This is a genomic window from Novosphingobium guangzhouense, assembly GCF_002896965.1.
In the GTDB taxonomy this organism is placed as follows: Bacteria; Pseudomonadota; Alphaproteobacteria; order Sphingomonadales; family Sphingomonadaceae; genus Novosphingobium; species Novosphingobium guangzhouense.
On record NZ_LYMM01000073.1, the window covers coordinates 12,657 to 37,822 of the forward strand.

A 25,166-nucleotide genomic window follows, 5' to 3' on the forward strand; every position below is an offset into this window, starting at 1 on the left:
CTACTGCGGCCTCCTGGGCAGCGCATCCTCCACATCGTCGACCGTCGCCGCAACGATCGCGTCGATGCCGATGGCAGTGGGGTGAACGTGATCGCCCTGCATCAGATCGGGCTTGTCGATCACCGGCTGGAGGAAGAACGGCACCAGCACCGCGCCATACTTTTCCGCCAGCTGCGGATAGATCGGATTGAAATTGGCCGCATAATCCTTGCCGAGATTAGGCGCCGCCAGCATGCCGAGCAGAACGACGCGGATCTTTTCCTGCTGCAACCGCTGCAACATCTTCTCCAGGTTCGCGCGCGTTTCCGCCGGGGGGAGCGAGCGCAGCATGTCGTTGCCGCCAAGGCTGATGATCGCCAGTTCCGGCTTTACCGGCTGGTTCTTGAGCGTGAAGTCAAGCCGCTGCAGCCCCGCCGCCGTGGTGTCTCCGGAAACCCCGGCGTTGGCGATCCGCGCATTCACGCCGCGCGCGCGCAGTGCCTGTTCGAGCCGGTCAGGGTAGCTTTCGCCGTCCTCAAGCCCATAGCCCGCCAGCAGCGAATCCCCGAAGGCAAGGATCGGCCGCTCCGGCCCCATCACCGGGATCTGCGGCGGCGCATCGGCCGCGGCTTCACTCTGCTGCGGGGGCGGCGGCGCGGCCTTGTCGCAGGCGGCAAGCGCCAGGGTTGAAGCGGCAAGAAGCGCAAGGGAAACGAGGCGCAAGGCATTCTCCTGAAGGGACCGACTTGTCGGATGCACTGGTGCTATCCCATATGGGGATCGTGACAAGCCCTGCCCAAGCCCCCATCGCTCCATCCGCCGGTCCTGAAACCACGATCCTTGCCCGCGACCTGCGGCTGACGCTGGGTTCCGGCGACAGCGCGGTCGACATCCTCAAGGGCGTCGACCTTGCCGTGCCCAGAGGCCAGACGCTGGCCCTGCTTGGCCCCTCGGGATCGGGCAAGTCATCGCTGATGGCCGTACTCTGCGGGCTGGAGCGCGCCAGTTCAGGCTCGCTGGAAGTTGCCGGACAGGACTTTGCCGGCATGGACGAGGACGCGCTGGCCAAGGCCCGGCGCGGCCGCATCGGCGTGGTGCTTCAGGCGTTCCACCTGCTGCCGACGATGACCGCGCTGGAAAACGTTGCGGCACCGCTCGAACTGGCCGGGATGCCCGATGCCCACGCGCGGGCAGCAGCAGAACTTGCCGCCGTGGGGCTCGGCCACCGTCTGGCGCATTATCCGGCGCAGCTTTCCGGCGGAGAGCAACAGCGTGTCGCCATCGCCCGCGCCCTTGCGCCCCGCCCGGCGCTGGTCTTCGCCGACGAGCCGACCGGCAACCTCGACGCAGCGACCGGCGCGGCGATCGTCGACCTGCTCTTCGCCCGCCGCGCCGAGACCGGCGCGACCCTGCTGATCATCACTCACGACGAAAGCCTTGCCCACCGCTGCGAACGCGTAGTCACCATCGGCGACGGCCGGATCGCAAGCGACACGCTTGCATCAGACCTCCCAAGCGACACGCTTGCATCAGACCTCCCAAGCGACACGCTTGCATCAGACCTCCCAAGCGACACGCTTGCGGAAACGCACCTTGGCTGACGCCCTTCCCTGGCGCACCGCCTGGACGCTGGCGCGCCGCGACCTTTCGGCCCGCTTCAAGGGGCTGCGGCTGTTGCTCGTATGCCTGTTCCTTGGCGTCGGCGCGATCGCCGCAATCGGCACGCTGACCGGATCGATCGAGCGCGAACTGGGCACGCGCGGGCGGGAAATCCTTGGCGGAGACGTCGAACTGCGGGTCTGGCAGCGCGCGTTCAGCAAGGATGAGGATGCCGCGCTGGCCCGCCTTGGCCACGTGTCGCACGGGTTGCGGATGCAGGCCATCGCCACCAGAGGGGATGCCACCGCGCCCGTCGCGCTCAAGGCCGTGGACGGGGGCTGGCCACTTTACGGTCGCCTTGAACTGACTGACGGCCGCCGCGTCGGCGCGCCCGCGCCGGGCACGGCATGGATCGCCAAGGGCACCGCCGCGCGCCTTGGCGTAAAGCAAGGCCAGCGCATCGCCATCGGCGCAGTGCCGGTGACGGTAGCCGGCGTGATCGCGACGGACCCCGAACAGATGAGCGAAGGCTTCGCGCTGGGCGACACGACCGTGGTGCCGCTCGCCCTGCCCGCAGATGCAGGGCTTATCGCACCGGGCGCCATGTATCGCAGCGTCGCGCGGGTGCGCTTCACCGATCCCGCACGTGATCCCGAAGCGGTGATCGATGCGCTCAAAATGCGGCTGGGGGACGATTTCGACACCCGCACCCGCCTCGCCGCATCGCCCTCGACGGAGCGCTTCGTTACCCGCATGGGCGAATTTCTGGTGCTGGTGGGCCTTGCCGCGCTGGTCATCGCCGGGATCGGTATCGGCGGCGGCGTGTCGTCCTATCTGGAGGCACGGCGCAGTTCGATCGCAACGCTCAAGGTGCTGGGCGCAACCAGTTCCGACATCGCGCGGATCTACCTGCTGCAAGTCGGCGCCGCAGCCGTGATCGGCAGCGCGGCCGGCCTTGCGGCGGGCGTGCTGGTCACGCCTTTGCTGGCATCGGCACTGCAGAGCCTGCTGCCGGTGGAGCCGGGCTTTACCGTCTCTCCGGCCGCGCTGGCGACGGCGGCGGCTTACGGCCTGCTGGTCGCGCTCATCTTCTCCGCCCCGCCGCTTGTCCGGGCGCGCAGCTGGCCCGCCATGGCCCTGATGCGCGCCCGTGTGGCGCCACTGGTGGCGAGCCGCAGGGCGCTGGCCCTGCCGGTGGGCCTTGGCCTTGCCGCGATCGTCGCACTGGCGCTGCTCAACGCCGCGCAGCCGCTGGTCACGCTGGGCTTCCTTGCCGCATCCGCCGCCATGCTCGGGCTGCTGGCGCTGGTCGGCCTTGCCATCCGCAAGCTTGCTGCCCACCTGCCAAGGCCGCGCGGCCCGATGCTGCGCGCGGGGCTTGCCAACCTGCACCGACCGGGCGCGCAGACCGGTGCGCTGGTAACCGCGCTTGGCTTCGGGCTTTCCGCCTTCGTGCTGATCGCGGCGGTGCAGACCAGTCTCGATGCCAATATCCGCCGCACCGTCCCTGCCCGCGCGCCGGACTTTTTCGTGCTCGACATTCCCAAGGACAAGGCGCCCGCCTTTGCCGACGCGGTGAAGCGGACGATCCCCGGCTCCACGCTCAAGCTGGTTCCCAACTTGCGTGGCCGGATCCTCGCTTATGGGCCGCAGGGGCACATGACCCGCGTGGCCAGTCTCGGCAAGGATCTGCCCGAGGGTGCCTGGGCGCTGCGCGGGGAACGCGGGCTGACGTACTCGGTCGGCGTGCCTGAAGGCAGCACGGTTACATCGGGCCGGTGGTGGACCCAGTTCTACCGGGGTGAGCCGCTTGTCTCGGTGGACGAAAGGCTGGCCGAGGCGACCGGCCTGAAAGTGGGCGATTACGTTACCGTGGGCGTGCTCGGCGTGGAGAAGACCGCCCGCATCGCCTCGCTGCGCCGGATCGACTGGGACAGCCTTGGCTTTAATTACGTGCTGGTGTTTTCGCCCAATGCGCTGGCCGACGCCCCGCACAACCTTGCCGCAACGATAGAGGTGCCCAAAGGTGCATCCACGGCCGGCCTGCTGCCCCGGCTGGTGCGCGCACTCCCTTCAACCTCGGTGATCGAGACCGGAAGCCTGCTGCGCGATGCCCGCGCGCTGCTGGACCAGATGTCGGCCGCGATCCTGGCGGCTTCCTCCGTCGCGGTGCTGGCGGGGCTCGCGGTCCTGCTCGGCGCGATCGCGGCGGCTCGGGCCAGCCGGACGTATGATACGGTGATCCTGCGCGTGCTGGGCGCCAGTCGTGGCCAGCTACTGGCCGCGCAGATGGCGGAATACGGCCTGCTTGCGCTGGTGCTTGCCCTTGTGGCGCTTGGCACAGGAAGCGCGATGGCCTGGGCGGTCATCGTCAAGCTGTTCGAATTCGCCTGGCTGCCCGACTGGACCCGCGTGCTGATGGTGCTTGGCGCCGGGCTTGTGCTGATCCTCGGCTTCGCGCTTGCCGGTACATTGCCGCTGTTGCGGGCAAAACCGGCAAGCGCGCTGCGCGAACTTTAGAGCATTTTCCAATCAGGCGGCATCGCCTGATGCTTCGGAAAATGCGGCAGACAAGGTCAGGCGAAGACCTCGCGGTTGTCGTAGAGCACGCTGGGATCGCGCGTCTTGTAGACGAGCGTTCCCGCGACCATGTCGTGCAGGCCCTGCTTGCGCTCGGTGAAGGCGACCATGATGTAGCCGATGCAGAGCACCAGGCTTGACAGGATCTTGCCAAAGTAACGCCCGGTCGCCCGCGCGAAAGTCAGCCGCTCGCCACGAAGATCGGTGACGACGACGCCAACCGCCAGCTTGCCGACGGTCGCCTGCAGCTTGGAGCTTTCCATGATCGCGAAGTAGAGCCAGTTGATCACCAGAGACGCGCCGATCATGCCGAACATCATCATCCCGAACGCCGCATTTTCACCCGCGCCCATACCGGTCAGCGGCAGCGCAAGACCGACGCCGAAAATGCCGCCGATGATCGAAGTCGCAATCTGCAGGATGATCGCGTCCAGAATGTAGGCGAGCACGCGCCACCAGAAACCACCATACGGAATCATGAATTTCCCCTTCCTTCACGGCCTGCCCAGCCTGACAATGCGACGCAATTTCACATCGAAATCGGGAAATTACAAAGACTTTCTGCTCCCGAACCCGAAACTGCACAGAAAGAGGGGCGCGAAAGGCCACGCCTTTTCGCGCCCCTTTTCAAGTCCGCGCCCCGCTTCTCTTGCCGTACCTCCTCCCAGAGACGACACGGCGGGTACGCGCTTTACGCGCTCCGGCTTAGAACCGGTAGCGCGCCGCCACGCCATAAGTGCGCGGCTGGTTCGGATAGCCCGAGATCGATCCGGGCTGCGCCGGACTGTCGAAAATCTGCAGGATGGTGCGGTCGTCCAGCAGGTTGCGGCCCCAGACCGTCAGTTCCAGCCCGTTCGCCATCGCATAAGTGAGCGAGGCGTTCATGTCGTTGATGTCCTGTTTGAATTCCCGCGCGGCCGCGAGTGCGGCGGAAACGTCCGTGACATTGCCCGCGCTGTCCCGGACGACAAGACCGGGCAACCCCTCCACCAGCCGGAACGGCGCTTCGTAGTGATAGTCGCCACGCAGGATGATGCGATCGCCGCGTGATCCCACCGGCTGCACGAATTCGGCAGAGAACGTCGCCGACAAGGGCGAGACGCCCGCCGGGGTGGTGCCAGACAAGTCACCGAATGCCGAAAGCTGGAACGTATCGTACTTGGGATCGAGATAAGTCCACGCCATCGTCAGCGTCAGCTGGTCGATCGGTTTGGCCGATCCCTCGAACTCGATGCCGAAGGCGGACTGTTTGCCTGCGTTCGCCAGGAAGAAGCCCGATCCGGTGAAGATGTTCGACTGGAAGTTCCGGATCTCCTGCTTGAACACCGCGACGTTTGCGGACACGATCCCCCAGTTGCCCTTGATACCCGCTTCGTAGACGGTCGAATTTTCGGCATTGGCGAAGCGGCTGCCCGCGGTAAGGTTGGTCACCGCCAGTCCCTGCGCGCGCAGTTCCACAAGGTCCGCCGGCGTCGGTCGGCTATCGCGCGAAAGGTTGATTGAGGCCGCCTTGTACCCGGTCGCATAGGCTGCGTAGAAGTTGACCGTCGGCGTCACGTCCCAGGCCACGCGGGCGGTATAGCTGAAATCGCCGTCGCTTACCCGGCCGGCCTCGACCGCGTTGGGCACGTTCATGAAGGGCGGGAAATACTGCAGCGCCCGCAGCGGGTTGAGCGGGTTCACCGCCGGGTTGCTGGCATTGGCCGACGCATAAGCCGTGGCCCCGGTGTTGATCGCCCCGAATGCCGCCGGGTTGGCCGCCGCAAATGCGCCGATCTCGGCGGCCGTGGCGCCCCGGCCAAGCGAAAGCGCGTTGCCGATCGTCTGCGACAGCGCCCCCTGATAGAGCAGCTGCTGCCGGAACGGCGCATAAGCCGCCGCATTAAAGTCGATCCCCGAGAACACATCGTCAGACGTCGTCCCGGTGGAGAACCGCTTCTTGTCGTGGGTGTAATTGAGGCCGCCGGTCACCGTCAGCCCCGGCGCCACTTCGAAATCCAGCTGCCCGAAGATCGACCACGCCTCGTTCTTGAGCTTGTAGGCTTCGGTAAGGCCCGTGCCTGAACGGAAGAACTGCCCGGTATACTTGGCCGGGTTACCCTCGTAGGCACCGAACGCGGTTTCCAGCGCGGGCACACTAAGCGCCCCGCCCGAAAGGCTCTGGACCAGCAGGTTGGCGTAAGGCCGCGCGTCGTCGCCCCAGAAGACCTCGTTGTTCTGGTCAATCTTCTCGTTGAAGTAATAGCCGCCGACAAGACCGCTGATCCTGTCTCCCAGTTCGAAATTGGCGCGCAGTTCCTGAGTGAAGGTCTTGATGCGCAGGTCCTGCCAGTTGCGGCCCAGCAGATCGGCGCTGGAGAAATCCGAATCCTGATTGGTCAGCGCATTGGTGCGGCGGTAGGACGTGATGGACGTCAGCTTGGTGCCGCCCAGATCGTAGTCGATCTCTCCCGAAATGCCCCAGTTCTCAATCTTGTTGGACGATTCGAAGTTGTTGTAGACGATATCGTCGTACTTCTCGCCGGGCTGGTTCACCGCGCCGCCAAGCGCGAATATCGCAGCCGTCGGGCTGGCCTGCCGCAAGTTGACGACGGCGCAGCAGTTCTCGTCGATCTTGCCGTAATCACCGATCAGCCGAAGTTCGAGGCCGTCGTGATTGTCGAACAGCAGTTGCCCGCGCCCGAACCAGCGATCGCGCTCGTTCGTGCGGTTACCGGTGGCAAGGTCTTTGACGATGCCGTCGCGCTTGTTCAGCCCTCCCGCAAGGCTGAAGGCGATGTTCTCGCTCAGTGGCCCGGTGACCATACCCTTGAGAACCATGGCATCATAGTTGCCGTAGCTCGCCTCCACATTGCCACCGAACTGGAACTGCGGTTTCCTGGTGACGATAGAGATCACGCCCGCCGACGCGTTCTTGCCGAACAGCGTGGACTGGGGGCCGCGCAGCACCTCGATCCGCTCCACGTCCGGGAAGTCAGCGATCATCGAGGCCGAGCGCGAACGGTAAACCCCGTCGATGAACAGGCCGACCGAAGGTTCGATCCCTGCGTTGTTCGCACCGTTGCCGAAGCCGCGGATGTAGAAATTGGTGTTGGCGCTGGACTGCAGCTGGTTGACGCGCAGCGAAGGCACCAGCGTCTGCAAGTCCTTCAGATCGCGCATCTGCGCCCGTTCCAGCGTGGCCCCGCTCGTCACCGACACCGCGACGGGCACGTCCTGCAACGTCTGCTCCCGCTTGGTCGCGGTGACGATGATGGTATCGGTGTACTGTTCCTGATCGGGCTGAGCCGCCGCGTCCTGGGCAAGAGCACCCGGCGCCCACAAGGCTGCGGATACGGTTGCAAGCAATGCCGCTTTGGCTGCCACAACCCCGCGTTCGTTGAAGATGCGCGATTCCCGCGCGCAGATGCCCGCCAAAACACCCTTCATCGGATCCCCTGTCCCTTCCTGCACGGCTGCCTGCGTCTTGGTGCGCGAAGCTGGCCGCAATTGGTAAGAGAGGCAGACTATGCTCTTCCGCGCCCGCTCACAATCGGGACCAGTGCATACCTGCGGACAATCTGCATCATTGTTGTACTATCGACACATCTTGTGACAAACTGTGTATGCCGCGATTGATCGCTGCCGCCCCGCCCTGTCTCACTACGCTTGCCGAAATGCCCTCGATCCGCTAAGGGCGCGCCAATTTTGCGGTGCAGCACACGATGGCTGGCCGCCCCGGCCCTCGTACAGAGAGAACAACAATGTCCGCCCCGCTTCCCTTGCGCAATATCGCGATCATTGCGCACGTCGACCATGGCAAGACCACCCTCGTCGACCAGCTGTTCCGTCAGTCCGGTACTTTCCGCGAGAACCAGCGCATCGAAGAGCGCGCTATGGACAGCAACGATCTCGAAAAGGAACGCGGCATCACCATTCTGGCGAAGCCGACTTCGATCGAGTGGAACGGTCACCGCATCAACATCGTCGACACGCCCGGCCACGCCGACTTCGGCGCCGAAGTTGAGCGCATCCTCTCGATGGTCGACGGCGTGATCCTGCTGGTCGACAGCTCGGAAGGCGCGATGCCGCAGACCAAGTTCGTCACCGGCAAGGCGCTGGGCCTGGGCCTGAAGCCGATCGTCGTCGTCAACAAGATCGACCGTCCCGACGGCCGCCACGCCGAAGTGCTGGACGAAGTGTTCGACCTCTTCGTCAGCCTCGACGCGAACGACGAACAGCTCGACTTCCCGACTCTCTACGCTTCGGGCCGTAACGGCTACGCCAGCTACGATCCGGACGCGCGCGAAGGCACACTGACCCCGCTGTTCGAAAAGATCGTCGAGCACGTCCCCGCGCCGAACCTCGATGTCGACGCACCGTTCTCGTTCCTTGCCACGCTGCTGGACCGCGACAACTTCATGGGCCGCGTCCTCACCGGCCGCGTCCAGTCGGGCAAGCTCAAGGTCAACGACCCGATCCGCGCCATCGACGCCGACGGCAAGGTGATCGAAGTGGGCCGCGCCTCCAAGGTGCTGACCTTCCGCGGCCTTGACCGCGTGCCCGTGGACGAAGCCCGCGCCGGTGACATCATCGCGCTGGCCGGCCTCGAAAAGGCCACCGTCGCCAACACCATCGCTTCGCCCGAAGTGACCGTGCCGATCAAGGCCCAGCCGATCGATCCGCCGACCCTGGCGATGCGATTCGCCGTCAACGATTCGCCGCTCGCGGGCCGTGAAGGCGACAAGGTCACCAGCCGCATGATCCGCGACCGCCTGATGCGCGAAGCGGAAACCAACGTCGCCATCCGCGTCACCGAATCGGCCGACAAGGACAGCTTCGAAGTTGCCGGCCGCGGCGAACTTCAGCTGGGCGTCGTGATCGAAACCATGCGGCGCGAAGGCTTCGAACTGGGCATCAGCCGTCCTCGCGTGCTGTTCGGCACCGACGAGAACGGCGGCCGCACCGAACCTTACGAAACCGTCGTGATCGACGTGGACGACGAATTCTCGGGCACGGTCGTCGAGAAGATGCAGCGCCGCAAGGCCGAACTGACCGACATGCGTCCGTCGGGTTCGGGCAAGACCCGCATCACCTTCTCGGCTCCTTCGCGCGGCCTGATCGGCTACCACGGCGAATTCCTTTCGGACACCCGCGGCACCGGCATCATGAACCGCCTGTTCGAGAAGTACGACAGCCACAAGGGCGCAATCGAAGGCCGCCTCAACGGCGTGCTGATCTCGAACGGCACCGGCGAAGCGGTCGGCTACGCGCTGAACAGCCTTGAAGATCGCGGCATCCTGTTCGTGAAGCCCCAGGAAAAGATCTACGAAGGCATGATCATCGGCGAAAACGCCAAGCCCGACGATCTGGAAGTGAACCCGATGAAGTCGAAGCAGCTGACGAACTTCCGTTCGACCGGCAAGGACGACGCCATCCGCCTCACCCCGCCCAAGGTCATGACGCTGGAACAGGCGATCGCCTACATCGACGACGACGAAATGGTCGAAGTCACCCCGCAGTCGATCCGTCTGCGCAAGGCGATCCTCGATCCGAACGAGCGCAAGAAGGCAAGCCGCAAGAAGGAAAACACCTGATTGCCCTCCCCTTCGCGGTAGGGCTTTAAAAGAGCGATCGCGAAGAGGATGCATCAACGGTTGAATGAAAGGTCGGGGCGCCTCAGGCGCTCCGGCCTTTCGCATTTTGAAGCAGGGGCACGGCTGCAATGACGACTTCCCGCATACCTTCCGGCGCGCCCAAGGCCGCTGCTCCCAAGGACACTGGCTCCAAGCACACTGGCCCCAACGGGCCGACACCGCACGGGCATGGAGAGGATATCTACGCGCTCTTCATCGGGACCATCCATCTTGCGGTAGGTCTGGTGCTGCTGCGGGCGGCCGGGCTTGCGACAGGCGGCGTCGCGGGGGTGGCGCTGGTGCTGAGCTACGCGACCGGGTGGCCCGTGGGCCTGCTTTATGCAGCCATATCGGCGCCGCTGATGGCGATCACCCTTCGCTCGATGAGCTGGATGTTCCTGATCAAGACCTCGGTGGTAACGCTGGGCCTGTTCGCGATGACCGCGTTCGCACCCCTGGGCATCGAAATCGCCTGGGTAAGCGACCCGGTGGCCGCAATCGTGGGCGGCAGCGTGATCGGCTTGGGAGCCCTTGCGCTGGCGCGGCACGGCGCGGCCACCGGCGGATCGGGTGCGCTGGTGCTCTGGCTCTATCGCACGCGCGGGTGGAATGCCGGGCGCACGCAGCTGATCATCGACGGGTCCGTGCTGCTGTTCGCCGCTTCGCGCCTTGATGCGGTACGGATGGGCTGGTCGCTGCTGGGCGTGGCGGCCACCGCAGGCATCCTGTGGGCATGGCACCGGCCGGGCCGTTATACCGGCTACTGACACGAAAAGGGCGCGGCCGCAGGCAGCCGCGCCCTTTCCCGTTATACGGCTGTGATCAGAACGCTGCGGACAGCGAGAACACGACGGTCGATCCGGCGATGGTCGAGCCGTTCTTGGTCGAAGAGAAGTTCGGCTGCAGATAAGCCGATTCCGACTTCGAGATGTCGGTATCGACATAGGCCACGCCCAGCACCACGGGCCCTACGGCAAGATCGGCGCCCAGCATCCAGTCGACATAGCTGCCGGTCGGCGCAACGCTGGTGCCATTGGGGCCAAGGCCCGCGTTACCGTCGGAATAGCCAAGGTGCGCCTTGAGGGTCACCGGCGTGTTGGGAATCCCTGCGCTGGCATCGGTCCAGAGGTAGAAGTTGTCCGACTTGGCACCGGGGGCATCCGGCACGCCGTCCGCATAGGCGTCAGCGTCGTAGTACCAGCGACCAAGGGCCTGCTGCTTGGGCGCATAAGCCGCACCGACCAGCAGGCTGGCCGGGCCGACCGTGCCCGAAACCTTGACGTAGGGCTCCGCGAAATCCGTCTCCGAAGCGCCGCCCGGATACATGTACCAGGTCACGCCCACGTCGACCTTCAGGCCCGGCGTCACTTCAGCCGCGAAACCGCCATAGATGTCGAGTTCGGTGTTCGAACCGCCGAAGGTGCCCCAACCGGAAAGGTTCGAACCCCAGGTGCCCACATAAAGTCCACTGGCATGGGTGACCGACACGCCGCCCTGCACGGCCAGTTCCTTGTCGGACTGGGAAACGCCACGGAAGCGGTAATCGGTGACGAGCGCGACGCTGCCTGCGACGGTGAATTCGCTGGGGGCTTCCTCCTGCGCCATCGCGGGAGTCGCAGCGAATGCAGCTGCGAGGCCGGCGACGCCGGCAAAGAGACGAAACTTCATAGTCGGAACACCCTCATGTTACTGTTGTAGCATGTTCCGTCCTGCGGCCTGCAAGCCGGGCTCCGCTGCGTGGCGAGCCCGTTTCATGCCGGCTGCTAAGGAATATGAAGAAGCCGCGTCTTCATCGTTTCCATATCGTAACGAACTGTTGCCAGAAGCGATCGCGCAACGGGTGTGATTGGATAGACACACAAGCACGCCGGCACGATATTATCGAGTTTTAATCGCCCGACGTTCGCTCTGCGGCCAAATGGCCCTCGTATCCGCAAAAGAAAGCCGGGCGGAAGCGCGTGCGCTCCGCCCGGAAGGTTTGCTGGGCCGGGTGTGAGGGTCCCGGCCCGCCAGGTGTATTTATGTCTCGCCCGATGTCAGACCGGCAGCGGCAAAGGCCGCAGGATCGCAGCGGGGCCGGTGATCCGGTCAAGCTGTCCGCCCTTGCGGCGGCGACTGATCCATTCGGACAGCGTCTCCGCAGTCGTGTGATCCATCGCGCGCACCCGACCGAGATCGAGGTGGACAGGACGATCGGCAGGCTGCTTTTCAAGAACGGCATTGAGGCGCGTCAGGCGAACGAATGTCGCCGCGCCATGCAGTTCCACGCGCGTGGCCTCACCTTCGTCATGCTCGGCCACCTTGAGCCACAGGTGCTTGTAGTGCGGCAGCAGTTCCACGACCGAAAGCGCCAGGCCGACAAGAACGCCGGTCAGGAGGTCGGTGGTAACCACCAGGACGAACGTTGCCGCCCAGATCGCAGCGGGCAGCGGACCATGCGCCTTGAACAGGTGCGTCACGTGCTTGAGGCTGACGAGCTTCCAGCCGGTGACCACCAGGACACCGCCCAGCGCCGCCATCGGCACTTCGCGCAGCAGCCAGGGCAGCAGGGCGACGAAGCCAAGGATCCATACGCCGTGCAGGATGGTCGACAACCGGGTCCGTGCGCCTGCCTGCACGTTGGCCGACGAACGCACGATCACGCCCGTCATCGGCAGCGCGCCGAAGACGCCGCACAGGAAGTTGCCGATGCCCTGCGCGCGCAGTTCCTTGTCGTAATGGGTGCGCACGCCGTCGTGCATGCGATCGACCGCCGCAGCCGACAGCAGCGTTTCCGCGCTGGCGATGAAGGCTATCGCAATCGCGGCCACGATCAGCGCGGGACGGCCCAGCGGGGCAAACCATTCGGCACTGGTGGGCAGGCTGAAAGCTGCGGAGATCGAGGCAGGAACCTCGATGCGGGCAACATCAAGACCAAGGCCCCACGCCACCAGCGTCGCCGAAACCACGCCGAGCAACGCGCCCGGAACCAGGCCCATCGACTTGGGGCGCAGCTTTTCCCAGGCAAGCATCACGGTGATCGTCAGCACCCCGACCAGCAGCGCCATCTCGGTCGCGGCAGCGTTCGAGAAGTCGAGGCCGAAGACGCGCGCGGGCATCGCCGCAAGGTTCTGCAACCCGCTGGACAAGGGCTTGGCATCGAACAGGATGTGGAACTGACCGATAACGATCAGCGCGCCGATCCCGGCAAGCATGCCATGGACGACGGCCGGGCTGATCGCCCGGAACAGACCGCCAAGCCTCAGCGCACCGGCGATCAGCTGCAGCACGCCGGCAAGCAGCAGCACCGGACCAAGCGCTTCGAGCCCGTTCTCGCGAACGAACTCGAAGACGATGACGGCAAGGCCCGCCGCCGGACCACTGACCTGAAGGGGGGAGCCCGCCAGCAGACCGACGACCACGCCACCGATTATGCCGGTGACGAGCCCCTTCTCAGGGGGCACGCCGGACGCGATGGCGATGCCCATGCACAGCGGCATGGCAACCAGGAACACGACGATCGACGCCGTGAAATCCCGACCGAAGTGGGAGAACAGGCCGGAGCGGCCCTCTCCCGTGCTGGCGGGCGGGGGGATCATTCTGCCGCTTCTGCGAATTCGGTGGCGAAGCGCTTGCGCGCTGCCAGAGCGACCGGGAGGTCACGATCTTCACGCAGGGGCACGAATTCGCCGCTGTCGCCATCAAGGCCCAGCACCTGACCGGCGTGAATGTCGACCATCCAGCCGTGCAGCGTCATCTCACCCTTGGCGATCGCCGCCGCGACGGAGGGGTGCGTGCGCAGGTGGCTGATCTGCGCGATGATGTTCTCCAGCGTGATCGCGCGGACGCGCTCCTTGCCGTCGAGGTCCGAATGGCAGCTGCTGACGATGTTCTCGGCCGCGGCGCCGTGCTTGAGCCAGGCGGCGACGTTCGGCATCGTTTCAAGGCCGGTGGGGTCCGACAGCGCCTTCATCGCGCCGCAGTCCGAATGGCCGCAAACGATGATGTCACGCACGCCCAGCGCCATCACGGCGTATTCGACGGTGGAGGTGACGCCGCCGTTCTGCGTTGCATAGGGAGGCACGATGTTGCCGGCGTTACGGCAGACGAACAGGTCGCCGGGCTCTGCCTGCATGATCTGTTCGGGAACGATGCGCGAATCGGCGCACGAGATCATCAGCGCCTTGGGCGACTGACCATGCGTGGTCAGCTTGCCGAAAAGCTCGCTGGCGGCGGGGAAAAGGGTCTTCTCGAAGTTGAAGACGCGACCGATGAGTTCGTTCATGTGAACACCTTTCTGTTTTTCCTCGGCCGTCAGTGCTCGCACTGCGGCTCACATTGGAAAAATTAGGTGTCGTCGTTGTCGCTCTGTGTGCGCCTGCGTTACGAAAGTTTGCTGCCCCGCAGCACATCCGACGCCGTTTTCAGTCCATCCCCAGAGGCAGGCGGATGGTTGCGCGCAGGCCGCCTTCGGGCCGATTGCGCAAATCCAGCGTGCCGTTTTCCATGCGCACCGCCTTGCGCACGATCGGCAGACCAAGGCCCATTCCCGCAGTATCGCGCGCCCGCGCCGTGTCGAGGCGGACGAAAGGCTGGAGTGCATCGGTGATGCGATCGTCCGGGATGCCCGGCCCATCGTCATCGACGATAATCTCTACCCCGCCGCCATCACGCCGCACGCTGACACGGGCATTGCCCCCGTAATGGAGTGCATTTTCGATCAGGTTGGAAAGCGCGCGCCGGATCGCGACCGGACGCACCTTCACTTCAAGGTTGGCGACACCGGAATAAGTGGCGTTGGCGCCATGATCGGCCGCAGTGTCGACAAGCGTTTCGGCCATGACCGCAATGTCGATACGCTCCGCCGGGATCGATCGCCCGTCACTGTCGACATAAGCCTGAATCGAATCGAGCAGCATGCGCATCTCGTCGATGTCGTGATTCAGGCCGTCGCGCACTTCGGGATCGACGCTTTCGTCGTCCAGCCGCAGGCGCATCCGGGCCAGCGGCGTCTTCAGATCATGACCGATCGCCAGCATCGTTTGGGTACGATCGACCAGCGACTGATGGATCCGCTCCTGCATTTCATTGAGGGCGCGGATGAGTTCGCGCAGTTCGTCCGGCCCGCGTTCAGGCACCGGACGCGGCGGACCGGAGCCGAGATGGCGGGTCGCCCCGATCAGCGTGCGCAACGGCTTGAGCGTGGTGCGCACCAGGACCCAGGCCAGTGCGAAAAGCAGCAGCGTAGGCAAGACCAGCCCGGCGATACGCCCCAGCGTCAGCTTCCAGGCGGCATTGGCGTGAGTGTGGAAACGGACAAGGCTGTTGTCTGAAAGCCGGATGGAACCGCCGATATTGCCCTTGCCCGGCATCTGCTGAAGATGAAGCTCAAGGTCGGCCATGGCCAGTTCGGGCTGGAGGGCGACGACCTGCTCACGCAAGTTGGTCAGGCCCAGAGAGCCCCGCCGCCGAGCACCCGGCGCGTACCAGTGCAACTGGAAACGGTCGGTGCTGAGGACATGCGCGATCTGGTCACGCTCATCCGCGCCGGCGTGTTCGAGCGTGCGGCGCGCCAGCACCAGGTTTTCCGCGATCCGTTCGGCATCGTCACGCCGCAGCATGAAGGAATCGACGCGTTCGAACAGGAAGGAGTTCGCTACGAAGTCGATGACCACGACCACGAGCAAAACGGCAAGCAGCCGTTCGGGCAGGCCCATCCGCCTGAACAGGGCGACGAGCCTGCCTGCCATCAGCTGCGGATCACTTCAGCCTTGAACATGTAGCCGACGCCGCGAACGGTGACGATCGGCGAATCGGCGCCTTCGGCCTGAAGCTTGCGGCGCAGGCGGCTGACCAGCACGTCGATCGAACGGTCCGAACTGTCCCCGATCCGCGAACGGGACAATTCCATCAGGCGTTCACGACCAAGGACGCGCTGCGGGTAACCCAGGAACGTGGACAGCAGATCGAATTCGGCGCCGGTCAGGTCCACGATCGCGCCGCTGGGCGAACGCAGTTCGCGGCGCGCCATCGACACTTCCCAGCCATCGAAGCGGATCGAATCGGCGGCGCGCATCTCGGGAACCGGCTCGCTCGTCGAATCGAGGCCGCCGCCGCGCCGCAGGACCGCGCTGACGCGGGCCGCCAGTTCGCGGGTGCTGAACGGCTTGGCGAGATAATCGTCCGCACCCAGTTCAAGACCCAGCACGCGGTCCTCTTCGCTGCCGCGCGCACTGACGAAGATGATCGGCACATCGCTTTCGCGGCGCAGACGGCGGAACAGGTCGAAACCGCTGGTGCCCGGAAGCATGATGTCCAGCACGACAAGGTTCACCGTCGCTTCGCGCAGGGTCACCCACATTTCCGCACCAGTGGCGGCGGTGAGCACGTTGAAGCCGCTCTGGCGCAAGGCCCGCGCGGTCAGGGTGCGCAGTGCGCCGTCGTCCTCGACGAGAAGAATGGTGGGAGGAGTTGTCATCGTCTCTTGCGGCAGTCTGTAGCGGGGGGCGACCGTCATCGTGGTGATTGTCTCTGCTGTCTATAGGCGACCGGCGCGGTCACGCAAACCGCGCCGGTCGCAAAATGTCCTGTCACCATCCTTCGCCCCGAAAACCGGGGCCGTAAGCATGTGACGGGCGCGATCAGTCCTTGGCTACCGCCTTGGCCACCGGCGCATCGGCCACGGCCAGCACAGGACGTTCCGCCTGCTCTGCCTGAACGATGGCGTGACGGCATGCCCGCCCCTTGGTGGGATCGGGGTGGCAGACCGTGGGAGCCGATGCCTTGCCCTGTCCACGCACGGCGACCGCCGGATGGCCCTTGGATGCAGCGACGCTATCTCCGGCATAGGCAAGCGGCGACGATACAGGTGCGGATAAGGAAACGAGAGCGATAAGAGCGGCGGAAATCATAGGGTTTGTCCAATCTGGTAATACGTTGACACCAGATTGGGAGGAATGTGTTTCGCGCTCCGGGCCGCGGCGTGACGAAACATTTCCCATTCAAGCTTCACCTCAGGCGATGCTCGTTCATACAATTGCGCACAAACGTGAATGGATTCTGCCAGACCTGCTTCGATCCGGTTCAGAAGGTGATGGCTATACCAAACTTCACACGGGGACAACGGCTTCCTTGATCCGCCACCCCGAACAAGGAGTTGAAGCCATGACCATATTCAAGAAGACCGCTCTTGCAGCCGGCCTTGCCGCAACGGCTCTTGCCACCACCACGCCCGCAATGGCGCGCGACTGGAACCGTGGCAACGACAACACCGCCGCCATCGCCATCGGCGCGGGCATTCTGGGCCTTGCCGTGGGCGCGATCGCAGCATCGTCCAGCCGCGACAACGACCGTTATTACCACGACGGACGTTACGACGGCAGCTACTACGGTTCGAGCTGGTCCTACCGCGATGGCTACTACTGGAACCGCGACGGCCGCCGCTTCTCTCGCTCGGAGTACGAACGCTACAACCGCGACCACCGCGACGACCAGCGCAGGGGCTACTACGGCGACCGTAGCGACTGGCGCCGCGGTTACTGATCACGGATTAGACCAGCCACCGACGGGGTCGGATACCTCCTCCGTCCGCCCCCCGCGAGACGCCCGGCCCTCCCCCTTGGCCGGGCGTCTTTCTTATGCGTCAGCCAAACGGTTCGCCGCATGCCTGATACATCTCGCGACAAGTTCAGACCCGGTTCAGTCCGCTCCCGCCATCACGTGATCAACGTGCCCACCGCAACCGCCGTTACTCGGTTGGCCCGGAAAGGGAGACGCCAAGTCATGAATACCAAGTTGAAGTCATTCGGGAAAAAGCTGGCACTGGGGGCTGCGCTTGCCGCATCCGTGCTGGCGACCACATCGCCCGCCCAGGCGCGTGATCGCTATTACGGTCGCGGTGACGATACCGCCGCCATCGCCATCGGTGCGGGCGTGATCGGCCTGGCGCTTGGCGCTGCAATCGCAGACCGCGATGACCGGCGCTATTACGATCGCGGGTACTGGGGATCGCGCCGCTATGTCACCGTGCGCGATCGCCCCGGCTATTATTATTACTATGCCGGCTCGCCTAACCGCTATTACCGCGATCGGTATTACGACCGATACTATCAGCCCTGGCATCGGGACCGCTGGCGTGATCGCGGCAATCGCTGGGACCGTGGACGGGACTGGCGCGATAATCGCTATTACGACCGCCGTGACCGCCGTTGGGATCGCCGCGACGACCGCCGCTGGGACCGTCATGATCGGCGCGACCGCCGCGACTGGCGCCGCTGAGGGCTTTCACGGACAAAACAGGAAGATCGGCGGGCGTTTCAAAACGCTCGCCGATCTTGCTTTTGCCGGCCTGTCCGACGCCGGTTTGAAGCCCATCGGGGATGCAAGCGGATCCACCCCTCGCCAAGCGCAGTCGGTACGGCTATGGGGCCCTCCATCATGGACACCGCAGACCTGCGCATCGCCCTGTTCTCGGGCAACTATAACTACGTCCGCGACGGTGCCAATCAGGCCCTGAACCGTCTTGTTGGCTATCTTTTGCGGCAGGGCGCGCAAGTGCGGGTCTATGCGCCCACCGTGGCGAAGCCGGCATTCGAGCCTACCGGCGACCTCATCGGGGTTCGTTCCTTCGCTATTCCCGGTCGCCCGGAATATCGCTTCCCGTTCTCCATTTCGGGTAAGGCGCGGCGCGATCTTGCTGAATTCAAACCCAATGTCGTGCATGTATCGTCGCCCGATCCGGTGGGCCATCAGGCCGTAACCTGGGCGCGCAGCCGTAGCCTTCCGGTGCTGGCTTCAGTGCACACACGGTTCGAAACGTACCTGCGCTACTACAACATGGCCTGGGGCGAGCCGGTCATCGAAGCGATCCTGCGCCGGTTCTACCGCCGCTGCAACGCGCTTGTCGCGCCTTCGGAAAGCATGGCGCAGCTGCTTCGCGAACAGCGGATGAACTACGACGTCTCGATCTGGTCGCGCGGGGTGGATCACGAGATGTTCAATCCGGGCCGCCGCGACCTTGAATGGCGTCGCAGCCACGGTATCGCGGACGATGAAGTGGCAATCGGCTTTCTGGGCCGGCTCGTCATGGAAAAAGGCCTCGATGTGTTCTCCGACACTGTCGATGAGCTGCGCCGCAAGGGCGTGGCCCACAAGGTGATGGTCGTCGGTCATGGGCCAGCGCGCGAATGGTTTGAAGAACGCCTGCCGGGCGCTGCTTTCGTCGGCTTCCAGGGTGGCGCCGACCTTGGCCGCGCCGTGGCCTCGATGGACGTGCTGTTCAACCCGTCCGTGACCGAGACCTTCGGCAATGTCACGCTTGAGGCGATGGCTTGCGGACTGCCCGTTGTCGCTGCGGCGGCAACCGGCAGCCAAAGCCTTGTCGACGAGCGCGTGTCCGGCCGTCTGATCCCGCCCGGCGCCGTTCACCAGTTCGCAGAGGCTCTGAAGAGCTACGCCGAGGATGCCGACCTGCGCCGCGCCCATGGCCAGGCCGGGGTCGCCCGCGCCGCCGAATTCAGCTGGGACCGGATCAATCAGGCGGTCGCCGATACATACGTGCGCCTCATCCGCCAGAAAGCGCGCGCCTGAGTAGACGAAAGAACAAGGCGCGGCGGTGTCCCCCGCCGCGCCTTGCGCTTCTCCCCTTCCTCGGCTCTGCGCAAGGGGCCAGCCGACCCTTGCGCTCGTTCTCCCTGTGTCTTCTCTTTTTATTCCGTCATGCGATCTTGCGCTGCAAACGGACCAGCGCCCGGTCGATCTCGGCACGGGCATCGTCCCCGATCTCTCCACTCACGACCCGATAGACGATCCGCCCGTTCTCCAGCGAATAGGCCACCGTCGCCATGCCGTCGTTGAAACTGGCAAGGTAGAGCGCCGGCTTGCGCTGGATTAGGGCGAGATCGTCCGCTCGGGGAACCAGAGTGTCGCGCATGTAGTACGCACCGGTCATGGCGCCGGCTTCCACCGACGTTTCGGCGGCATGGCCCGTATCGGCCAGCGCCATAGCCGTTAGTGCTGCCGACAGAACAAACCCTGCCTGCAGAGCTGTGAGGAATCGCTTCATGACGAAACTGCTCCTTGGCATCCTCTATCGGTGCGGCACCGTCTTCGCGGACCGTCATCTCGTATGCACAAGGCGTATCATGCACGATCGCTTCCACAAAACGAACAATCCTCAATTAGCTTAGGATTACTGCGCTTTTGCGGTGCACAATGCCGGGGCGGCGTCCGCCAGCAAGACGGCCCTGCCCCGCCCGCGCGGCATTTCCCGGCGCAGCATCGCCCCGGCGAATTACAAAGCACGGGCATCGGAACCATCGCGCGAGGTCGGCGTTGCTGCCTGCGCCACCTTCGGGCGCTGCCAGCCAGGGAAACTCACATGACCACCAATACCGCTTCCGCCCGCTATGTCGGTCTCGGCAAGGACGGCAAGGGATCCATCACCACCCGTTCGGGCGTACTGTCCGAGCAGCCCTACGGTTTCGGCACCCGGTTTGAAGGGCAGCCCGGCACCAATCCCGAAGAACTGATCGCCGCTGCCCATGCGGCCTGCTTTACCATGGCGACCAGCTTTGCGCTGGCCCGTGCCGGCCACGCGGAAGGCACGCTCGACACGCAATGCACCGTGACGCTCGACAAGGACGGTGACGGCTTTTCCGTTACGAAGTCAGCGCTGACCCTCACCGCCTCGATCCCCGGCATCACGCCCGAGGATTTCGCTGCCATCGCCGATGAAGCGAAGGCCGGCTGCCCGATCTCCAAGCTGCTCAACTGCGAAATCACGCTGGAAAAGTCGCTCGGCGACTAACCGCCTCCTCCCGTGCGAGGGTTGCGGTCTGTCCAGCCGCAACCTTTGCGCGCCTGTTCCCCCATCTTCAGCGTGACCGTGAACGGGTAGCGGGCATCAGACATGCCATCGCTGCAGGCCGCAGGCGTTACCGCAAGCGTCGCCGAACCGGCGGACAACTCGCCGCTGAAAGAAACCCCGCCGCGCCCGGCAAAGCGGCTGACCGGCACGGTTTCCCCCTGCGGATTGTCAGGGGTAGTATATGTCAGGCGCCCATCGGCCACCTGCCCTCCCCAGAACGGCTCTGTTCCAACGAAGTGCACGCTTTCGGACGCGTCTATCCCGTCCCACGGGCGATGGTCTGCGGGATCGCCCGGCAAGCCGTCCGAGGCGGAATGGCATGCTGCAACTGCGAAATATATAAGAGCTGCGCAGATGCCGGAGGACTTCCCTCCGACTCGCAGTTGCGCGTTACGCGTCGCGCGATCGCAGGACTTCTCAAGCGTCATCGATTCTCTCCGAGGGGTCTGATTCGGCCGTTTTCCTGACGAAAACGGGATTAATTTGCAGTCATGCATATTTTCCTCCGCCAACGCCGATCGTCCATTTGCTTAAAAATCAGGCACATTCATCGACGGTTGCGTAACTTGCAACAGGTGGTTCGCCTATTGAAATTGCACTCCCGTTCAACATCCGCTTTTGCTGCATCGCACAAGATAAATGTCGCCCGAGGCGATCCAGCCTCGTCAGAATCTAAGGATTTTGCCATGTTCAAGACTGTTCTCGCCTCTGCCGCCGTTGCTCTCCTTGCCGTGCCCGCCGTCGCTCAGGCCGACGACAGCCGCGAATTCTCGCACGAGGGCGTCAACTACTCCTACACCACGGCCCAGAAGGGCAAGGTTACCGTGATCGACGGCGCGACTTCGGCCGGCGTTCCCTTCCGCCTCTACGTCAAGGGCGGCCGCGTGACCGGCACCTATAACAGCCGCTACGTGTCGTTCACCACCGCCGAAGCCGCCAAGCTGCACCTCGGCGAGTAATCGGCGCTACCGATCGGGCATACTGATCGCGCGCTCGCGCTTCCCCGGGCATCCTCCTCTCCCAACGCCCGGATAGCCGCTGAGCGCCGAACCAGGCGCCGTCCCCCACAGCGCGGGACGGCGCCTTTTTCTTTGCGTTCAGCAGGCCGACAGTTGCGGCAAGGTATCACCAACCCATGCTAGACAGCCATGGCCCGCACCGATGAATGGAGCCAAGTTAGCCCTGTTGCTTGTGATCGGCGGTATTGCCGGTGCGGCCTTTGCGGCACTGACGACCGGCGCGCTTCCCAAATTCGCTGATCCCGCCGCGAATCGCAGCGTGGTGTACGAAGCCCCGCCTGCCCAGCGTTCGTGGCTGGACGAAGGGCTCTCTGCCCTCAATTCGCCTGCATGGCCTTTCGGACGCGGCGCTCACGAAGAGGTACCGCCGCCTGAACCGCCGCAGGATTATGCACCTTACGGCTACGGCCCACCGGACGATTACGATGACGATGCGTGGGAGCAGCGGCAGTACGGCAACCACGCCCCGTACCAGAGCGAGGACTATGCATCCTCCGCCAGCGCCGCTGATTCGCAGCCGCTCCCGGCCCTGCCTCGCGCCGATGCGGCAGATGATGCCGCAGCGCGCGCGGCCGACGCCGCGCAGGACGTGATTTCAGCCGAAAGCGCGCCTTAATCGTTGGCGGAAAGGCGACGAAGGTTCTTGCGCACGGCGCGGCGATAGTGATTCACGGTACGACGGCATACCGTTTCAGGGTCATGCCCGAACTGTCCGGTCGCCAGCGCCATGCCGACTTCCCAGCCCGCCCAGACCTTTTCAGTGACCATGCGGACCATCTCGTCGCCCGCTTCCGGATCGCCCAGGCCGATGCGGGCGGTGCGCAGCGCGATAACCGATCCGGCTTCGACCCACAGCTTGCCGGTGTCGCGCAGTAGGGCTTCTCCGGCAATATCCCGCTTCATCGACACGTCCTCACATCCCGCCCACGCGCAAGGATTGCGCGCGCTCCGGCGAGCCGGCAGCCAGACATCGAACATCCTCGGGAAATCACCCGCGCGCTCGACCGGCGCGCCGGGTTGCGGTGCGCTCCATAGTCGAACTCACGCAGGGTAGGAAACGATTTCACGCCGGGCTTCACGCCTGCGTCACGAAAACGTCACGAAGATTTCTGCCTCGACCACCCATTCACCGGCGGACTTGCGCCACTTGGCCGCGTATGTTCCCGCAGCCTGCACTTCGTCCGCGCCGCCCCCTGCACTTCTTCCGCCCGGCGTGCCGTGCCAGCGCCCGTGCTCCATGGCGATCGGCTCGACATCCGACACAGTGACGCTCTCGGCGGTGCGCACGTAGATCAACCGCCCTTCATGCCCGAATTCCCGGCGCCACACTTTCACTTGCGCCATGCGTCCCGCGATCACGGCGCTGTCGGTCCCGGTAATCATGACGCAATCTCGTGCCAGCAGCGGTCCGATCGCCGCCGCATCGCCTTCCGCGATCGCGCGGTTGAACGCGGCGCGGCGTGCGCGGATATCCAGTTCGCTCATGGCCTGACCGGCATCGAGGCGCCCTCGCCCACAACGGTGACCCAGCGACGCACGGTCCAGCGCTCTACCAGACCATTGGTGACATAGGGGTCGGCATTGGCGAAGGCTTCGGCAACGTCCGGCCCTTCGCCGGCGAACAGCAGCATGGCGGTATCGAGCGGATCCTCGACCGCGCCGCCCAGAACAAGCTCCCCGCGCCCGACCGCCTGCCAGGCAAGTTGCAGATGTTCGGCACGAAACTCGCCCCGGCGCTCAAGATAGTCCGGGGCGATGTGGTAGGTCAGCAGATAATGGTTCATCGCCCGACCATGCCCGGCATCACGCCCCCGGAAAAGACCTCAGGCACAGCCTTCCACATAGGCCAGCACCGGCATCTCACCCACATGGATCATGCCGACCTTGCCGTCCGAGCCGATCTCGAACCGCAATGCCGACTCGCCGGGACGCGCGTTGGGGGCGGTCAGATATTTCGCCGGAGCAGCTTCATATTTGTGCGGCTCTTCGCGAAAGCCTGCGAACCAGCGCTTCACATCGGCTTCGCTGGCGCCGACACCGATGCCTTCCGCCAGCTTCACCGTGGAGTTGGCGCCCAGCGTGATGCGGCGCACCTTGCCTTGGGTAACGATGGCATAGGCCCCCGGATAATCCGGTGAACTGACAGTGGTGCAACTGTCGCTTTCCTGCGCGCCGCGCACCGCCCATGAACTGCCCTTCGGCAGCGGCTGGCCGATTTTCAGATCGCCCAGGCCCTCAAGGCCCAGAACTTGCGCGTCTTGCGTGGCGGTATCGGCTGGCGGAGCCTGCGACGATGGGGCTTCGCCGGCCACAGCCTCCTGAGTGGCGGACGCGGTGGCGCCGGGCTCCTCCTGACCTGACGAGCAGGCAGCGAGCGGCAGCAGGGCAAGAGCGGTAAAGGCAGCTATCCGTTTCATGATGCGTATAACGGCCCCGGCCCGTCAGGGTTGCCCGCATAGCCTGCCGCAAGCGCGCACCTGCTATGCGCCGACCTTGTCGATCAGCGCCTTTGCTGCAGCGGGTGCGCGTTCCTTTGCCCCGTTGATGAAGAACAGGAACACATCGCGCCCGGCAGAAGTCCATTCGCTTACCCGCTCAGCCCATCGATCGAGCGCATCCCCCGGATAGCCCTGTTCCAGTTCCGCATCGGCATTCTGAAGCCGGACATAAACGAAAGGGGCGCAGTCAGAGGCATCCAGCATCGCGTACTTGGGCGAATCGGCAAGCACCACCGCCACTCCCGCCTTGCGGCACAGCGCATGGAATTGCGGATCGTCGAAACTTTCGTGCCTGGCTTCCACGGCATGGCGCAGGGCAAGCCCTTCGTAGCTGGCAGGAAGCAGGGCCAGAAACGCGGAAATCTCGTCCGCGTCGAACTTCTTGGTGGCCGCCAGTTGCCAGTTGATCGGCCCCAGCCGCTCGCCCAGTTCGACAAGCCCCTGCGCCATGAACCGTTCGATGCTTTCCCCCGCCTCGGACAAGTCCTTGCGGTTCGTACAGTAGCGATTGCCTTTCAGGGCAAAGCGGAAATGCGCGGGCACCGCATCGCGCCACTTGGCAAAGCTGGCCGCGCTTTGCCCGCGATAGAAGGTTGCGTTGATCTCCGTGCCGGAAAGATGCTGTCCCACGTAAGCCAGTTCGCGCGATTGGGGCAGGCCCTTGGGATAGAACAGCCCGCGCCAGGGCTCATAAGTCCAGCCGCCGATGCCGATATGAACGCTCATCGTGCTTTCCGGCTGAGCCGCTTGCGGTTGGCGGAAACCTTGCGGCGGTAATGGCGCACCGCTTTTCGGGCAGTTCCGGGCGAAGCACCGCCAGTGGCAAGCATCATGCCCACCGCTGCTGCGGCGCTGACCTTTTCCGAAACCATCAGCGCGTTTTCACGGTCGCTGCCCCGGCCCGTCATCATGTCTGCGGTACGCATCCCCATGACCATGAGCGATTCGGCCCAGAGCCAGTAGCTGTCATGGGCAAGTTTCATCCAGTTCTCAGTCGGATTACGCATGGCTGGCGCCTCCTCGGGAAGCG

At 64.5% G+C, this 25,166-nt stretch carries 27 protein-coding genes; 10 read left to right on the forward strand and 17 right to left on the reverse strand.

The window, feature by feature from the left end; genetic code table 11:
* Positions 1 to 702 carry an arylesterase gene (locus tag A8V01_RS22810; RefSeq protein ID WP_103098560.1) on the reverse strand — a complete coding sequence of 234 codons (702 nt, stop codon included), beginning with the start codon at positions 700 to 702 and terminating at the stop codon, positions 1 to 3.
* Between the two features lie 50 nt (positions 703 to 752).
* On the opposite strand from A8V01_RS22810, the gene A8V01_RS22815 reads away from it, so the two are divergent.
* On the forward strand, positions 753 to 1,580 hold the full coding sequence (locus tag A8V01_RS22815) for an ABC transporter ATP-binding protein (RefSeq protein ID WP_245892798.1): 828 nt from the start codon (positions 753 to 755) through the stop codon (positions 1,578 to 1,580).
* A complete protein-coding gene (locus tag A8V01_RS22820) occupies positions 1,573 to 4,098 on the forward strand; it encodes an ABC transporter permease (protein ID WP_103098561.1) in 2,526 nt (841 codons plus the stop codon). The genes A8V01_RS22815 and A8V01_RS22820 overlap by 8 nt, the downstream gene beginning before the upstream one ends.
* A 56-nt stretch (positions 4,099 to 4,154) precedes the next feature.
* Here A8V01_RS22820 and A8V01_RS22825 read toward each other — a convergent pair whose 3' ends face one another.
* Both A8V01_RS22825 and A8V01_RS22830 read right to left on the reverse strand, forming a co-directional pair.
* Positions 4,155 to 4,637, reverse strand: a complete 483-nt coding sequence (locus A8V01_RS22825) for an RDD family protein (protein ID WP_103098562.1) — start codon at positions 4,635 to 4,637, stop codon at positions 4,155 to 4,157.
* Between the two features lie 226 nt (positions 4,638 to 4,863).
* Positions 4,864 to 7,587 (reverse strand): TonB-dependent receptor, encoded by a 2,724-nt coding sequence (locus tag A8V01_RS22830; protein ID WP_103098768.1) that lies wholly within the window; start codon positions 7,585 to 7,587, stop codon positions 4,864 to 4,866.
* 314 nt (positions 7,588 to 7,901) lie between these two features.
* Here A8V01_RS22830 and typA point away from each other — a divergent pair, with 314 nt between their 5' ends.
* Together typA and A8V01_RS22840 are read left to right on the forward strand one after the other, a co-directional pair.
* Complete coding sequence (typA, locus tag A8V01_RS22835; RefSeq protein ID WP_103098563.1) at positions 7,902 to 9,734, forward strand: translational GTPase TypA; 1,833 nt, start codon at positions 7,902 to 7,904, stop codon at positions 9,732 to 9,734.
* 128 nt (positions 9,735 to 9,862) lie between these two features.
* Complete coding sequence (locus tag A8V01_RS22840; protein ID WP_103098564.1) at positions 9,863 to 10,540, forward strand: YitT family protein; 678 nt, start codon at positions 9,863 to 9,865, stop codon at positions 10,538 to 10,540.
* A gap of 55 nt (positions 10,541 to 10,595) precedes the next feature.
* On the opposite strand, the gene A8V01_RS22845 is transcribed toward A8V01_RS22840, so the two are convergent.
* The 6 genes from A8V01_RS22845 to A8V01_RS22870 form a co-directional block, all read right to left on the reverse strand.
* A complete protein-coding gene (locus A8V01_RS22845; protein ID WP_103098565.1) occupies positions 10,596 to 11,441 on the reverse strand; it encodes a TorF family putative porin in 846 nt (281 codons plus the stop codon).
* Positions 11,442 to 11,809: 368 nt separating this feature from the next.
* Complete coding sequence (locus tag A8V01_RS22850; protein WP_103098566.1) at positions 11,810 to 13,351, reverse strand: SulP family inorganic anion transporter; 1,542 nt, start codon at positions 13,349 to 13,351, stop codon at positions 11,810 to 11,812.
* Entirely contained in the window at positions 13,348 to 14,037 is a 690-nt protein-coding gene (locus tag A8V01_RS22855; RefSeq protein WP_103098567.1) for a carbonic anhydrase, read from the reverse strand. The genes A8V01_RS22850 and A8V01_RS22855 overlap by 4 nt, the downstream gene beginning before the upstream one ends.
* A gap of 139 nt (positions 14,038 to 14,176) precedes the next feature.
* Entirely contained in the window at positions 14,177 to 15,502 is a 1,326-nt protein-coding gene (locus A8V01_RS22860; RefSeq protein WP_103098568.1) for an ATP-binding protein, read from the reverse strand.
* Entirely contained in the window at positions 15,502 to 16,230 is a 729-nt protein-coding gene (locus A8V01_RS22865; protein ID WP_103098569.1) for a response regulator transcription factor, read from the reverse strand. The genes A8V01_RS22860 and A8V01_RS22865 overlap by 1 nt, the downstream gene beginning before the upstream one ends.
* Before the next feature lie 163 nt (positions 16,231 to 16,393).
* The gene (locus A8V01_RS22870) at positions 16,394 to 16,663 is read right to left on the reverse strand and encodes a hypothetical protein (protein WP_103098570.1); all 270 of its coding nucleotides are present in this window, start codon (positions 16,661 to 16,663) and stop codon (positions 16,394 to 16,396) included.
* Between the two features lie 253 nt (positions 16,664 to 16,916).
* On the opposite strand from A8V01_RS22870, the gene A8V01_RS22875 reads away from it, so the two are divergent.
* The 3 genes from A8V01_RS22875 (at position 16,917) to A8V01_RS22885 (ending at position 19,340) form a co-directional block, all read left to right on the forward strand.
* Positions 16,917 to 17,294 carry a hypothetical protein gene (locus A8V01_RS22875; RefSeq protein ID WP_103098769.1) on the forward strand — a complete coding sequence of 126 codons (378 nt, stop codon included), beginning with the start codon at positions 16,917 to 16,919 and terminating at the stop codon, positions 17,292 to 17,294.
* A gap of 240 nt (positions 17,295 to 17,534) precedes the next feature.
* Positions 17,535 to 18,029: a hypothetical protein gene (locus A8V01_RS22880; protein ID WP_103098571.1), complete on the forward strand. Its 495-nt coding sequence runs from the start codon at positions 17,535 to 17,537 to the stop codon at positions 18,027 to 18,029.
* 159 nt (positions 18,030 to 18,188) lie between these two features.
* On the forward strand, positions 18,189 to 19,340 hold the full coding sequence (locus A8V01_RS22885) for a glycosyltransferase family 4 protein (RefSeq protein ID WP_103098770.1): 1,152 nt from the start codon (positions 18,189 to 18,191) through the stop codon (positions 19,338 to 19,340).
* 127 nt (positions 19,341 to 19,467) lie between these two features.
* Here A8V01_RS22885 and A8V01_RS22890 read toward each other — a convergent pair whose 3' ends face one another.
* On the reverse strand, positions 19,468 to 19,815 hold the full coding sequence (locus tag A8V01_RS22890; protein WP_103098572.1) for a hypothetical protein: 348 nt from the start codon (positions 19,813 to 19,815) through the stop codon (positions 19,468 to 19,470).
* A 315-nt stretch (positions 19,816 to 20,130) separates the two neighbouring features.
* Here A8V01_RS22890 and A8V01_RS22895 point away from each other — a divergent pair, with 315 nt between their 5' ends.
* On the forward strand, positions 20,131 to 20,559 hold the full coding sequence (locus A8V01_RS22895) for an OsmC family protein (protein WP_103098573.1): 429 nt from the start codon (positions 20,131 to 20,133) through the stop codon (positions 20,557 to 20,559).
* Here the strand turns inward: A8V01_RS22895 and A8V01_RS22900 are convergent.
* Positions 20,556 to 21,047, reverse strand: coding sequence for a COG3650 family protein (locus A8V01_RS22900; RefSeq protein WP_245892785.1), 492 nt, complete (start codon positions 21,045 to 21,047; stop codon positions 20,556 to 20,558). The two genes, A8V01_RS22895 and A8V01_RS22900, sit on opposite strands and share 4 nt — an antisense overlap.
* 258 nt (positions 21,048 to 21,305) lie before the next feature.
* Here A8V01_RS22900 and A8V01_RS22905 point away from each other — a divergent pair, with 258 nt between their 5' ends.
* Together A8V01_RS22905 and A8V01_RS22910 are read left to right on the forward strand one after the other, a co-directional pair.
* Positions 21,306 to 21,578 carry a hypothetical protein gene (locus A8V01_RS22905; RefSeq protein ID WP_103098574.1) on the forward strand — a complete coding sequence of 91 codons (273 nt, stop codon included), beginning with the start codon at positions 21,306 to 21,308 and terminating at the stop codon, positions 21,576 to 21,578.
* A 202-nt stretch (positions 21,579 to 21,780) separates the two neighbouring features.
* Positions 21,781 to 22,254, forward strand: a complete 474-nt coding sequence (locus tag A8V01_RS22910; protein WP_146037353.1) for a hypothetical protein — start codon at positions 21,781 to 21,783, stop codon at positions 22,252 to 22,254.
* Here A8V01_RS22910 and A8V01_RS22915 read toward each other — a convergent pair.
* From A8V01_RS22915 to A8V01_RS22940, 6 genes are all read right to left on the reverse strand, one after another.
* Positions 22,251 to 22,541, reverse strand: a complete 291-nt coding sequence (locus A8V01_RS22915) for a hypothetical protein (RefSeq protein WP_103098772.1) — start codon at positions 22,539 to 22,541, stop codon at positions 22,251 to 22,253. The two genes, A8V01_RS22910 and A8V01_RS22915, sit on opposite strands and share 4 nt — an antisense overlap.
* A 183-nt stretch (positions 22,542 to 22,724) precedes the next feature.
* Positions 22,725 to 23,123 (reverse strand): DUF4440 domain-containing protein, encoded by a 399-nt coding sequence (locus A8V01_RS22920; RefSeq protein ID WP_103098576.1) that lies wholly within the window; start codon positions 23,121 to 23,123, stop codon positions 22,725 to 22,727.
* The gene (locus tag A8V01_RS22925; protein WP_103098577.1) at positions 23,120 to 23,422 is read right to left on the reverse strand and encodes a YciI-like protein; all 303 of its coding nucleotides are present in this window, start codon (positions 23,420 to 23,422) and stop codon (positions 23,120 to 23,122) included. Before A8V01_RS22925 ends, A8V01_RS22920 begins: the two co-directional genes overlap by 4 nt.
* Positions 23,423 to 23,461: 39 nt before the next feature.
* Positions 23,462 to 24,055, reverse strand: a complete 594-nt coding sequence (locus tag A8V01_RS22930; protein ID WP_103098578.1) for a hypothetical protein — start codon at positions 24,053 to 24,055, stop codon at positions 23,462 to 23,464.
* Positions 24,056 to 24,118: 63 nt separating this feature from the next.
* Positions 24,119 to 24,862, reverse strand: coding sequence for a DUF72 domain-containing protein (locus tag A8V01_RS22935; RefSeq protein ID WP_103098579.1), 744 nt, complete (start codon positions 24,860 to 24,862; stop codon positions 24,119 to 24,121).
* Positions 24,859 to 25,143 (reverse strand): hypothetical protein, encoded by a 285-nt coding sequence (locus tag A8V01_RS22940; protein WP_103098580.1) that lies wholly within the window; start codon positions 25,141 to 25,143, stop codon positions 24,859 to 24,861. The genes A8V01_RS22935 and A8V01_RS22940 overlap by 4 nt, the downstream gene beginning before the upstream one ends.
* Between the last annotated feature and the right edge of the window lie 23 nt (positions 25,144 to 25,166).